Genomic DNA, 11,524 nt, shown 5'->3' on the forward strand with positions numbered 1-11,524 from the left:
TAGCGCATTATCCAAACGGGCAATTGCAAGTACGGCATTATGATTGAGATGAACACCATCGCCGTAAACGACGGTATCTGGAAGTTGGGTCGCCCGGAGGGTTACGCAGGGCCCGTTCGCGACGCGCATTTTCATGAGTGAGGGATTGAAGATGCGATCCGATTACACGTTCTCGATGGCCTGATAGTACGAAATATTGTTCCCGTGCAGCGTTCCAACTCAGCCAACAGCCAGACGATTGCGCCCAGCCGCTTTGGCGATGTAAAGCGCCTGGTCTGCTGTATCGAGCAACGATTGCCATTGCTCCAGGTTCGCTCCCGGCGTGGAGGTGAGGCCGATGCTCACGGTAACATGCCCAAAGGGACTGCTTTCGTGAACGATATTTTGTCCGTTCAACCGATCAAGCATCAGTTGTGCAACCACCGTCGCGCCTGCAATGTCGGTATTGGGCAGGATCACAGCCATTTCCTCGCCACCGTAGCGGGCCAGCAGATCGGTTGGCCGCCGGATACATTCTGCAAGCACACTAGCGACTTCCCTCAGGCACGCATCACCCGCAAGATGACCATAGGTGTCGTTGTACCGCTTGAAATGGTCGATATCGATTATGAGTAATGCCAAGAGGGTCTCATCCCGCTGGGCTCGATGTACTTCCATGGCCAGCGTCTCGTCGAAACAGCGCCGGTTCGCCAGACCGGTCAGCGCATCGTTCATTGCCAATCGCTCGAGTTGCTGGTTAGTGTCGAGTAGTTGCTGCTGCGCCACCAGCAACACCCCTTCTATCTCGATCCTGCGTCGGATATCGCGGATCAGCATCCACCCGATGATTCCGGTGACCCCAAGCAAGCCGGACACCACCAACAGCGACAACACCGCTTCGAGCTTCCAGGACGCCAGCGCCTCGCGCTTGCCCAGTGCAACTGTGGTTACCAGCGGGAGCCGATCGCTTTTGCGAAAAGCGTAAAGCCGCTCCACCCCGTCCAGGCTGGAGGTGAATGAAGCAGTTCCCACCGTTTTATCGACCAGGTACTTGGCGTAGATCGGAGACGTTGAAAAATTGCGTCCCATGTCCTGCTCGCGAAACGGATAGCGCACCAGCATCGAACCGTCGGTGTAAGACAAACCGATTGCGCCTTCCTGCCCTAAATCGATCTTGCCGAAGAGCCGCAGAAAATTTTCGACCCCCAGGGTAACCGCCACCACTCCAGCAAAATTGCCCTGTGCGTCATTGAATCGACGGCTAATGGTGATCACCCATTCCTGATTGGATCGGCTGCGGATTGGCAGGCCGATAAAGGGCTCGCGGGAAGGGTCGTTGAGGTGATGAATGAAGTAAGCCCGGTCGCTGCTATTGGCGCCTGCCGGAATCGAGCGGTTGGATGACATCAACCACCGGCCTTGCTTGTCATAGATGGTGACGCCGCTCATCTGTGGCATCAGCGGCTGCTGACGGCTAACGAGCAGACTCAGACGATCGATCTGCGCGGGGTCGCTGCCTTCCGTCTCCAGACGTTCGACCAGGCCAAGCAGCAAAAGCGAGCTCTGCCTGACGATGCCGTCAGCATAGGTGGCAAGCGCCTGGGTCAAGTTCAATCCATGAATGTTAATTTCTTCCAGTGCTCGATCTCGCGAGGCCACCACTTTCCACAAGGTCAGCGATGCCAAGGAACAGCCAATCACCAGTAACAAAAGAATAACGAGGTGGATATCACGCTTCACGTCAGTACCTGATGGAGAGTCCGGATTCTCGCGCGGGCTGTCTAGGGCCGCAGCAGAAGGCAATTCCTGGCCTTGGCCAACAATACAAGGAGTGCAACGAAAGCGCAGCAGGGAAAGGCTGGTGGCATGTTTTGTCCATCGTGATCATTTCGCTTTTGGTGAGGATCAAAAGAAACCCGGTCGCCAAGCCGGGGTCTTCATTGGCCGCCATTCGTCCATTGCGCGGCACTCCTCACGGCTTTAGCACCTCTGAATGTTAAGCGTGGATGTCCCGCGCATCAGAACGGAGAGCCAGCATGGAAATTGACGAGAATGCACCTGGTCACAGGTCGCAGCAGAACGTAACCCGAACAACAACTAACGAAACCGGCCATGATTCCCGGCGTGATGAGCCTGAGGTCCCTCTGCCTCCGGATGATGAGACACCTGTCGAGCAAGAGCTTTCTGACATGGATACCAACCATTCGCAACCAACTGAGCGTCCGCAAGCAGTCAATAAGGGCCGCACCGATCAGCCTGACGCCGACTCACAGATGAACGATCAGGATGAACACAAGGAACCCCGCGGCGTACCTGCAAGCGACCCTGAATCGGGCGCCTGAGTCTATTCAAACATTCCGATTGCCCGCTCAGCGCGGGCATTTTCATGGCTCAAACTTACTGCAGCCAGGGTAGCCTTCGGGAGGCCTGGCCCCTGATAAAGCAGTAGTACAATGCTATGGAACAACACCGGCAGCCCGCGCACCTACTGCGCTTGCAAGCTACTCAGGTACTTTTTGCAAAAATCAGATTCCGCAATTCTATCGGCTCGCCCTTCCCAACCTTTATACGGAGCGTCGGGGGTGCCCATTATTTCATCCTTGACCTTGTCAGTCATGGTGGTTAGCTCTGCAACGCTTTTATTGATACCGTGCGCTCGCATGTACTGCCCGGTTTCGAGGGCCGCGTTGGTGACGACTGATGGGAACGCCAGTTCAATTCATCAAGAAGGCGATCGCAAAGCGGAAATCTCAAGAAACGGTGGAGCTGAGACACCCTACCGGGTGAAGTCTTTTGGACAATCCTTAGCCTGCCCAGACGCGCGCGAAATATTGTCACGGTATCTTGCACCCACTAAAAGAATCGACTGCAGCCCGTCCTTTTCAAGCAATAAGGCAGAGCAGCCCAAGTTGCAAGATTCGCTCGATGTAAAGCAGACGTTCTGACCCGTGAACCGATAAAGATTCGCCGGCCAACCCGAGCAATCATACATCCCCAGCCCGGGGCAGAAATACTCTTCAACCTCTCCGGCAGCGATGATATTGGATCCAATAGCATCCTGGAGGCTCCCTGCCGCAAAAACAGGTATACATGTAAATGTAGAAGCAAGGAAAAAGAGTGATCGTTTTAGCATGTGCAACTCTCAAGCAGACTTAAATACAACTCTGTTCTTAAGATAGCTAATTTATATTCCAAATCAAACAATACCGATTGCCCCCTGCCGTGGTGTCCGGCAGCGCTCGATGAGACGCAACGCCAAGCCCGGCCTTGCGCCGGGATTGTCATGCCTGCCAATTGCAAAAAGCCCAGCACGGGGCTGGGCTTCGTCGACGTACTCAAATGGCCTTGGACACGCTGCAGCGAATCGTATCAACGATCGTTCTTGGAAGACGACCTGACCGCGTTGCTCAGCCCTTTAGCATTATGATCACCCGGCGTGGTGGCGGATATTGCAGTTGACTTGGACAAGCCGCGGGTGTCCTTGGAATGAGCGATGCCGGAAGTAGAAGTGCCATGACCATTATCGTCATTGCGGTCGCTGCCGTAGCGGTTACCACTCACGCCGTGATCACGTGTCGCCTTACCGGCATGATCGCCGCCAAAACTGGCACCGTTACTTTTACCTCCATGGCTGCCATTTCCTGCACCCATGCCGCCACCGTGGCCACCTCCGTTGCCGCCTCCGTTTCCACCGCCGTGGCCACCGCCACCCCCTTCACCCCTTGCGTAAGCTGAGCCGATAGGAGAGAGATCGGCCGGCAACAGCGCCGCCGTCCCCATCACAAATGCACAGGCAAAAACGGCCACCAGGGTTTTCTTCATTTTTTGTACGGCTCCAGAGGTAGGATTGAGTACCTGGTGAGACTGACCACGATCTCTTAAGTTCTTGCCCTGCCGACGAAATGCAGCTACCGCTACTGCGGGCTCGGTCCGGAAGTGCTTTACCAACCAGGAGGTGACATCGGGGCAGATCATCATGTTTGGCCTGACCGGTGGCCTTATTCCAGGCCCTGCAGCCATCACCGTATTGCTGCTCTGCCTCCAGGTTAAAGAGGTCGCACTGGGTGGCATGCTGGTTCTGTGCTTTAGCATCGGATTGGCGCTTACCCTGGTGGCCGTAGGAAGCGCAGCAGCAATTGGCGCAAGGCAAGCCTCCCGGCGTTGGCCATGGCTGGTCAGGGCTGAGCAGCTGAGGGGCCTGGTTTACGCCTATGTGGCTCGCTCCTCAGGCTGTGGTTGCTGCGTCATTGAGGGGGTTGTTTCTATCCTGGCCGCTGGGTCGCGTTGCAAGCTCCTCGCTTGTGTCAGTGAGGTACAAGATTACCTTTCATCGGCTACCCCATAGCTGGTTCCGTAGGCGCTTGTCGAATGAAGGCAAATGGCCATAACCTGTGTGTGGTGGAAGATTCCACTACAAATAAATACACATGGAGTCATGCCTGATGAACGTCGTTTCTCTCGTGATTGCCGCTGTCCTTTCGTTCTCTTCGGTCGCTGCGTTTGCGCACAGTGGTGGTACCGACGCCAAGGGTTGTCACACCAACCACAAAACTGGCGGCTACCACTGCCACTAATCAGCCGCAAAGCCCGGCAGTTGCCGGGCCTCCCCCTTGACTCACCCGAGGTCTCCGGATCTTCCCGGCAGTCCGAGTGCCGCGCTTGGCTGGACCTTGCGCTGTATTGCTAGAGACTTGGATGCTAAGCGCAGAAGTACCGGAGCCAATAGGCTTCCCGGCAGGCACTGTTAAAGCTGATATGGCAAGGGCTAACCGTTTTGTCGAGCGGCTGGCGAACGATTTCGTAGCTAATCCAGCATTCTGCGCAGGCTGCGTCGCTGGGAAAGTTATCCTGCTCCGCTAGCCGTTTGATGAGTGCACCGTCATCGAAGGCATAGCTGTGTGCCTCAGCGCTGACGGTGAATCCCTGGTCGAGCCAGGTTGCTTGATTCGAATGTTCAAGATGCGCGATGCGCGGCGAGGACAACCCCAGGATGGCACTGACGTAGTTGGCGAGGTGATCCAAGTAAGCCATGGGCTATGTCCACAGGTGGTTTAGAGCGGCTAGCGAAAGTGCCAAGGGAGAGGTGCGACTTTACTAACTAGGTTAGCGGCCCGACAAATCTGCGTAAGCATCCGGCGAAGTCCTCGACCCGGATGCTTACGTCGCATGCCTAGATAGTTGCGAGAAGTAAACCGATGGGCCAGTCCTCACACCGCGTACTCATGAGTTGCGGCTGTGGGACGACACGGTTATTCATGTTCAGCGGCCAACATTGATCTGAACTGTAAAACAACCTCTGGCGATAGCCCCGCAGCTTCAAACACTGCGCAGGTGAAGCTAACAGGTGCGGGGCCTGGTGCAGTGATGATCCGGTCTGCAACCATAGCGCCTGAACAGCTGTGATAAAGAGTCTCCCCTTTATAATTTGCGGCCTTCTGTTTTAGGAAATCAGCGCTGTTCGAGGTGTGAGGCGTCGTGTTGAGGAGGTCGGCCCTTGCCAGAGCCAGCGTTGCGCCACATATTCCAGCGATTGTCGCCCCCGCGAGTCGGCTAGCGCGAAGAAAGTCTCCGATATCTGGAGCTTCTGCTTGCTCCCAGACCATGCCTCCGACGATGACGACAACATCTGGTTTCCAGTCCAGGCATTGTTCCAAACTGCTATCCACCGTTACGGCCAACCCTCCCTGCGAGAAGAACTGCCCCGGAGCTGGGGCGAAAAAACGGACGTCGATTCCGTAAAACGGTGATGCGGTGCCTGCAATGAAAGCGTATTCCCAATCAGCAAAACCGGGTGTCAGTACCAAACCTATGCGTGCCATCTGTCAGAGTCCTCCTTGAATCCCGGGAACATAAAGCGGTAACAACCGGATTTCAAGGCTTGTTTTAGGCAGCTCTTTGCTGATCAAGTCGTCTTGGCTGCAGGGTCTCAACGCAGATATGCGACGATGCCGCTTGCGAACTTGCTCCGACCAGCGACAGGGAACAGGCCGCGAGCACTGGGCCAGACTGAACGCCCTGCCTCGCTACATGTTCCTGCTGCGCCCTTCTAGGCCTACGAACCTGCGCCGGCTTCAGCACTGCTGACAACTCACCGATATCTACCAACATGCCAGCTATCGGCGAGTTGTCACCGGCACCACTGCGCCTCACAGGGCACTCCGTCGCTGTCACCGTCCATCTCCATTCCTGGACAATTTTGCAGAAAGTTTTTGGCCTCTTGGCACGAAGTCATCTGGGAACAATATTTGCGCCCATCACATTTGAATGGAGGCGAAACAAGCTTCGGTGCAGCCGCAACTGAAGAGGTTCCGGTGGGAGGCGATAGCCGGACCTCAGCCAAGGACTGCAATTCAGGGGAAAGCTTCCAAGCCAACAGACCAACAACGAGCGCTACCAGAATCAGTTTCATTTTGATCCATCCTGTTGAGAGACCGTTTGCACTTGCGCGTTGCCTGCTTTTCAGCGTAACCCACTAATCCACGTTCAGCCTGCCGCTAGGCAGGCGAGAATGAGCCATGCCCTGCGGCGGTTTTGCAGCTCTCGCAAGTCCACATGTAGGATGCCAGCAAGCAACGGTCGGGCAAGTGGGATGCCCCCCTTGTCATTGAAAACATAACTTTCAAAGGAATTGAGCTGACATGAACACACTGGACAACGCTTTTCACAGCCTGCATCAGAGTGGACTACTGGTTTTGGCCAATGTGGCCGATGCGGGCGGGGCGCGCATCGTCGAACGCCTGGGTGGCAAGGCCGTGGCAACCAGCAGCGCGGCCATGGCCTGGTCCCATGGTTATCAGGATGGCAACAAGTTGCCTCTCGACCTGCTGAGCTCCACCGTCAAGTCGATGACACGGATGATCAGCGTGCCGCTCTCGGTGGATATCGAAAGTGGCTATTCGGATGATCTGGCGCAGGTCAGCCAAGTGATCAGCACCGTCATCGCCGCCGGGGCGGTCGGGATCAACATCGAAGACGGTCTGGGCTCTGCGGAGCTGCTTGTTCGCAAGATCGACGTCGCAAGAAAAGTGGCGAACCAGGCGGGTGTCAAGCTGTTCATCAACGTACGGACAGACGTCTACCTGAAAAACCTGTTCCCTGCCGAACAACGTCTGGAAGAGCTCCTGAAACGCGCCGCACTGTATGCTGGCGCCGGGGCGGATGGGCTGTTTGCCGCAGCCGTGGTCGACTCGAACGAAATTGCCGCGATCTGCCGGGATACCAAACTGCCGGTCAACCTACTGTCCTGTAACGGGTTGCCCTCCCCCGACAAATTGCAGCGTCTGGGCGTTAGACGACTCAGTGCGGGTTCCAGTATTGCCGAGTTTCTGTTCGGCGCCATGGGGGGATTGATCCGCAGCTTCCTGGATAACGGCCAACTCGATACCCTCGCCTTGAAAGCCCATACCTACGGTGAAGTGAACGCCTTGATGGCGGCGAAGACCGAGTAATGCCGGCTCCCCCTGACGAGGCCAAGCGCCTGAGCGCTCTCGGTGATCCGCTGGGGGAGTTGTTGGATTATGGATACCGCACCTGCCTGATAAAGGGATGGCGAAGCAGCCGCATTTACGGATTCGCTGGAATGCCAAATGCCCGGTGATCATGGGAGGTTACTACGCTTACCAATTGATCGCGCTTGGAAAAGGCAATCTACGCCCCTCCCTGGTCATCGACTTATGTGCATTCAGTGATAAGGGCAAGGTGCAGAAAGGTGCAGAGGTTGCACTCAAGCTATTGGGCTACCACCGCCCCGAGCAGGACGTGGTCATGCCAGTGTTCTGCGACCCTACCTGTTCGCTGATGCTGCCACAGGCTATTTATGATGAGGAGCGTCGCCATGCCTGATGCACGGTTCATTTACTTGGATTATCAAGCAACCACGCCACTGGACCTGCGAGTCCTTGATTCAATGCGGCCTTACCTAAGCGAGTGCTTTGGTAATCCTGCCAGTTTTCATGCCCGGGGGGTAGAAGCGGCCATGGCAGTGGAGCAGGCCCGAAAATCCGTGGCACGCGAGCTCGGAGTCAAGGCGAGGGAAGTGTATTTCACCAGCGGCGCCAGCGAAGGCAACAACTTGGCGCTCAAAGGTGTGGCCAGGCGGTTTGGAAAAGGCCATATCATCACCTGTCAGACCGAGCACAAATGCGTACTCAATGCCTGCTTGCGCCTTGAACACGAAGGCTTCGATGTCACCTACCTCGGTGTCGACAGCCGGGGCCTGATTGATCTGAATCAACTGGCTGACGCCATTGGTCCCGATACGTTCATGGTTTCGATCATGTATGGAAACAACGAAACGGGTGTCCTCCAGGACCTTGCCGCAATTGGCCGGCTGACACGCGAACGAGGATTGATACTTCATTGCGATGCGACCCAGGCCATGGGCCAGGTATCGCTTCGTCCTGCCGAACTGGGGGTAGACCTCCTGACCTTCTCCGCCCACAAACTGTATGGTCCCAAGGGTGTGGGAGCGATCTACATCGGGCAGCGTCTGCTTGATGAGCACCTTATTGCCTGCGAAATAGACGGTGGTGGCCAGGAGTTTGGGCTGCGTGGCGGCACGCTGAACGTTCCCGGCATTGTCGGTCTGCGCAAGGCGCTGGAAATCGCCAGACTGGAGCAAGCCCAGTCGACTGAACGACTTGCAAGTCTGCGCAAGGTGCTTCTGGAAGGACTGGCCGATTGCGATTTCATTTGCAACACACCGCTGGACACCAGCCTGGCGCATTGCATGAACTTGTCATTCCCAGGTGTCAACGGTCAAGGATTGTTGCAAAATCTCGGCAGCCTGGCCATTTCGACCGGTTCTGCCTGTAACACTGGCTCCCAGAAACCTTCCCATGTACTCACAGCCATGGGGGTGGCGACTCATCTGATCTCCTCGAGTGTTCGGCTGAGCGTCGGGCGACCCACCAGTGAGGCCGACGTACAAGTCGCCGCAGGACGAATGGCAGAGGCGATAAAACGGGCAAGACGCCCGATACCTGCCTGAACGATATGTAAGGATCATGGATGATTGAGGTGAAGGATGTATCGCCCCCAGTTGGGCGAAAAGGGCAATACCAGGCCGAAGCATTACTGGTGTTCGTGGCCTTGGGATGGGGCCTGGGTTTTCCGCTGATGAAAGAAGCGGTGACCGGCAACCCGGTCCTGGTAATCCTCTGGCTGCGTTTCGCGCTTGCGGCGCTGGTGGTGCTACCTTTCGCCTGGCGCAGCCTGAGCCAACTTACCCGTGCAGGGTTCGGCGCCGGCGTACTGCTCGGCACGCTGTTGTTCTGCTCATTCTTTTTACTGATCTATGGCCTGCAGTACACCACGGCGGTCAACACCGGCTTTCTTGCCGGGCTATGCGTAATCTGGGTACCGCTGCTGGCCGGCCCACTGTTCAAAGTACCTACCGGTACGGGCACCAAGATCGGCGCGGTGCTAGCCCTTGCGGGGATCTTCGTAATGTCCGGTGCCGACGTGCAACAACTGCACAAAGGCGACCTGCTGGTGGTGTTTGGCTCGATATTCACAGCGTTGCACATCCTGGCCCTTGACCGACTCGGTCACAAGGCTGGCAGCGCGGCTATGGCCTTTATCCAGATCGCTACCATGGCCATTCTGGGCCTGCTGTGCAGTGTGTTCATGGTGGGTCAGGTATTGCCGACACATCTGGATGCAAGTGTTGTTCGAGCGGTGGTGATCACCGCCGTACTGGCAACAGCATTTGCGTTCTGGGTTCAGACTCGCTTTCAACAACGGACAACCCCGGCACGAGCGACCTTCATCTATAACCTTGAACCGGTGTTCGCTGCGGTATTCGCAACACTGATTCTTAACGAGTCGTTGAGCCCGACGGTTTTTCTCGGCGGTGCAATCATTGTGCTGGGTATTGCCCTGTCGGAGTACTGGCCGGCCCTTCGCGGATATTGGCGCAGGCAAGCCGCGCCCTGACTGGGCGCACGCAAGAAGACACAGAAGGAACTGTGACCGCCTGAGCGCCAAAGACGCGCAGGTGGTAACCGCGCGCAGGCGCGAGGTATGGAAGTGAAACGGAGACCGTATGCTGTTGACGCTGGAGTCGTCTGCCGGCCAGGAGTATCTCTCAAGGCTCAGGGCCGCACTTGAAGTTGAGCTGCGTAAAGTGGGCCTGTCCTGCTATACCGTAATGTTCATGAACAAGCAGCGGCACATCGAACCATTTATCTTTTCGAATTTCCCACAAGGCTGGCTAAACGAATACCGTCAGGGCAGTTACCACCTTCAGGACCCGGTGGTGCTTTATGGGCTTCGCCGTTTTTCTCCATTCTTCTGGGAGGAAGCAGTGAATGCCTTCAGTAACAGCGAAGCCCCACTCGGAGAGCTAATTCAGGAAAGAGCAACGAACTATGGATTGACAGCAGGTTATGCGCTGCCCCTACATGACCCCGAAGGCCACCTGGCCTTGCTGAACCTGAGTTTCGACTTCGACAGCGGGGTTCCACCTAAACTTCAAGGGGATGGCCACCACAGATTGCAAATGGCCTTGATCCGCTTCTATGAAGGGTTGCTGTCCCACGTCAAGCTTTCACCGGAGGCGACTTCAGAGGCTCTGGAGGACACGCCTAAACAGAACGTCCTAAGTCAGCGGGAAGTCGAAATCCTGCGTTGGGTAGGCATGGGTAAATCGTACTGGGAAGTGGCGCAGATCAGCGGCGTGGTAGAGCGTACGGTAAAATTTCACATGGCTAATGTGGCTTTCAAGCTTCAAGTGTGCAACGCCAAACAAGCGATCTACAAGGCCAAGGCACTAGGACTGGTCTGAATTCTTGGTTGGCTTCCTGGTACGCGAAGTGGATCAGCAAGGACAACAGCCCGGATGTGGTGAGCCAGTTGAACCAGGCGCTCAGGCTGAACTAAAGACTACAAAAAAGGGGGCGCAGCAGACTGCGTGAAAACCTGGCAATCTGCCTGGCCCTTTAAGAAAATGCTCCGCAGCGAAAGAGGGAGCGGATGTCAGCTTCGCTGCTGCGCAACCGCCAGGACGAAGCAAGAGAGCTTGCCAAGTCGGCTGCGCTCGATGCAGGAGACAGCCTCCTGGGCCACACGGATCGCTCAGTTCCAGTTCCGCGATATCCGTCCGAAGGCCGCATCGGAAATCAAGGACATTAAGGGCGCCAGCCTGCTGTTGGGGCATACCAAGAGCGGCATCACTGAGAGGGCTTATCGGCGTGTTGGAGCGTTGGCGAAACCCACCAAGTAACCGAAGCGGCAGAATCGAGCGCCTGATGGAGCCTGTCCGACGCCAACATAAAGAGCGTCACCTTGAGAACTAGTAGCTGGGTGGTTGCTCGCCAACCTGGGGAGGAATGCCGCCCAAGGCCTAGAGCTTGTGGCAAAAATGAGAATCGTCTGATTTCGAATTCGAGGTGGCGTAGGTAGCTTCACCTATCCTTTTTGAACTAGTACGAATTAGCAATGAACTTACACAATTCGGAATTAACGCAAAGCAAGCAAGCAAGCAAGCAAGCAAGCAAGCAAGCAAGCAAGCAAGCAAGCAAGCAAGCAAGCAAGCAAGCAAGCA

Annotated in this window: 12 protein-coding genes and 2 pseudogenes; 9 read left to right on the top strand and 5 right to left on the bottom strand. The window is 56.0% G+C overall.

The window, feature by feature from the left end; all coding sequences use genetic code 11:
* Positions 1–219 precede the first annotated feature (219 nt).
* Positions 220–1,719 (bottom strand): sensor domain-containing diguanylate cyclase, encoded by a 1,500-nt coding sequence (locus NLX68_RS17785; RefSeq protein WP_254285062.1) that lies wholly within the window; start codon positions 1,717–1,719, stop codon positions 220–222.
* 296 nt (positions 1,720–2,015) lie between these two features.
* Here NLX68_RS17785 and NLX68_RS17790 point away from each other — a divergent pair, with 296 nt between their 5' ends.
* Positions 2,016–2,321 (top strand): hypothetical protein, encoded by a 306-nt coding sequence (locus NLX68_RS17790; protein ID WP_254285063.1) that lies wholly within the window; start codon positions 2,016–2,018, stop codon positions 2,319–2,321.
* Positions 2,322–3,348: 1,027 nt separating this feature from the next.
* Here the strand turns inward: NLX68_RS17790 and NLX68_RS17795 are convergent.
* Positions 3,349–3,801: a hypothetical protein gene (locus NLX68_RS17795; RefSeq protein WP_254285064.1), complete on the bottom strand. Its 453-nt coding sequence runs from the start codon at positions 3,799–3,801 to the stop codon at positions 3,349–3,351.
* Between the two features lie 106 nt (positions 3,802–3,907).
* On the opposite strand from NLX68_RS17795, the pseudogene NLX68_RS17800 reads away from it, so the two are divergent.
* Positions 3,908–4,153, top strand: a pseudogene (locus tag NLX68_RS17800) (nickel/cobalt efflux protein RcnA); the annotation flags it as partial.
* Between the two features lie 268 nt (positions 4,154–4,421).
* A complete protein-coding gene (locus NLX68_RS17805) occupies positions 4,422–4,553 on the top strand; it encodes a YHYH domain-containing protein (RefSeq protein WP_103143276.1) in 132 nt (43 codons plus the stop codon).
* Between the two features lie 124 nt (positions 4,554–4,677).
* Here NLX68_RS17805 and NLX68_RS17810 read toward each other — a convergent pair whose 3' ends face one another.
* From NLX68_RS17810 to NLX68_RS17820, 3 genes are all read right to left on the bottom strand, one after another.
* Positions 4,678–5,010 carry a hypothetical protein gene (locus NLX68_RS17810; protein ID WP_254285065.1) on the bottom strand — a complete coding sequence of 111 codons (333 nt, stop codon included), beginning with the start codon at positions 5,008–5,010 and terminating at the stop codon, positions 4,678–4,680.
* A 218-nt stretch (positions 5,011–5,228) separates the two neighbouring features.
* Positions 5,229–5,798 carry a DJ-1/PfpI family protein gene (locus NLX68_RS17815; protein ID WP_254285066.1) on the bottom strand — a complete coding sequence of 190 codons (570 nt, stop codon included), beginning with the start codon at positions 5,796–5,798 and terminating at the stop codon, positions 5,229–5,231.
* 308 nt (positions 5,799–6,106) lie between these two features.
* Positions 6,107–6,388, bottom strand: coding sequence for an excalibur calcium-binding domain-containing protein (locus NLX68_RS17820; RefSeq protein WP_254285067.1), 282 nt, complete (start codon positions 6,386–6,388; stop codon positions 6,107–6,109).
* Between the two features lie 229 nt (positions 6,389–6,617).
* On the opposite strand from NLX68_RS17820, the gene NLX68_RS17825 reads away from it, so the two are divergent.
* The 6 genes and pseudogenes from NLX68_RS17825 to NLX68_RS17850 form a co-directional block, all read left to right on the top strand.
* Positions 6,618–7,427: an isocitrate lyase/phosphoenolpyruvate mutase family protein gene (locus tag NLX68_RS17825; RefSeq protein WP_254285068.1), complete on the top strand. Its 810-nt coding sequence runs from the start codon at positions 6,618–6,620 to the stop codon at positions 7,425–7,427.
* 97 nt (positions 7,428–7,524) lie between these two features.
* Positions 7,525–7,821, top strand: coding sequence for a hypothetical protein (locus tag NLX68_RS17830; protein ID WP_254285069.1), 297 nt, complete (start codon positions 7,525–7,527; stop codon positions 7,819–7,821).
* On the top strand, positions 7,814–8,968 hold the full coding sequence (locus NLX68_RS17835; RefSeq protein ID WP_254285070.1) for a cysteine desulfurase family protein: 1,155 nt from the start codon (positions 7,814–7,816) through the stop codon (positions 8,966–8,968). Before NLX68_RS17830 ends, NLX68_RS17835 begins: the two co-directional genes overlap by 8 nt.
* Before the next feature lie 20 nt (positions 8,969–8,988).
* Complete coding sequence (locus tag NLX68_RS17840) at positions 8,989–9,915, top strand: DMT family transporter (protein WP_254285071.1); 927 nt, start codon at positions 8,989–8,991, stop codon at positions 9,913–9,915.
* A 109-nt stretch (positions 9,916–10,024) separates the two neighbouring features.
* Positions 10,025–10,765, top strand: a complete 741-nt coding sequence (locus NLX68_RS17845) for a LuxR family transcriptional regulator (RefSeq protein ID WP_254285072.1) — start codon at positions 10,025–10,027, stop codon at positions 10,763–10,765.
* A gap of 182 nt (positions 10,766–10,947) precedes the next feature.
* A pseudogene (locus NLX68_RS17850) lies at positions 10,948–11,203 on the top strand (integrase); the annotation flags it as partial.
* Positions 11,204–11,524: the final 321 nt, after the last annotated feature.

Source organism: Pseudomonas sp. SBB6, assembly GCF_024213215.1.
Lineage (GTDB): Bacteria > Pseudomonadota > Gammaproteobacteria > Pseudomonadales > Pseudomonadaceae > Aquipseudomonas > Aquipseudomonas donghuensis.

Excerpts from the sequence above, each read along its gene's own strand:
- NLX68_RS17810 (WP_254285065.1), bottom strand. The coding sequence starts at position 5,010 with ATGGCTTACTTGGATCACCTCGCCAACTACGTCAGTGCCATCCTGGGG.
- NLX68_RS17795 (WP_254285064.1), bottom strand. The coding sequence starts at position 3,801 with ATGAAGAAAACCCTGGTGGCCGTTTTTGCCTGTGCATTTGTGATGGGG.
- NLX68_RS17845 (WP_254285072.1), top strand. The coding sequence starts at position 10,025 with ATGCTGTTGACGCTGGAGTCGTCTGCCGGCCAGGAGTATCTCTCAAGG.
- NLX68_RS17820 (WP_254285067.1), bottom strand. The coding sequence starts at position 6,388 with ATGAAACTGATTCTGGTAGCGCTCGTTGTTGGTCTGTTGGCTTGGAAG.
- NLX68_RS17805 (WP_103143276.1), top strand. The coding sequence starts at position 4,422 with ATGAACGTCGTTTCTCTCGTGATTGCCGCTGTCCTTTCGTTCTCTTCG.
- NLX68_RS17840 (WP_254285071.1), top strand. The coding sequence starts at position 8,989 with ATGATTGAGGTGAAGGATGTATCGCCCCCAGTTGGGCGAAAAGGGCAA.
- NLX68_RS17815 (WP_254285066.1), bottom strand. The coding sequence starts at position 5,798 with ATGGCACGCATAGGTTTGGTACTGACACCCGGTTTTGCTGATTGGGAA.
- NLX68_RS17790 (WP_254285063.1), top strand. The coding sequence starts at position 2,016 with ATGGAAATTGACGAGAATGCACCTGGTCACAGGTCGCAGCAGAACGTA.
- NLX68_RS17830 (WP_254285069.1), top strand. The coding sequence starts at position 7,525 with ATGGCGAAGCAGCCGCATTTACGGATTCGCTGGAATGCCAAATGCCCG.
- NLX68_RS17825 (WP_254285068.1), top strand. The coding sequence starts at position 6,618 with ATGAACACACTGGACAACGCTTTTCACAGCCTGCATCAGAGTGGACTA.
- NLX68_RS17835 (WP_254285070.1), top strand. The coding sequence starts at position 7,814 with ATGCCTGATGCACGGTTCATTTACTTGGATTATCAAGCAACCACGCCA.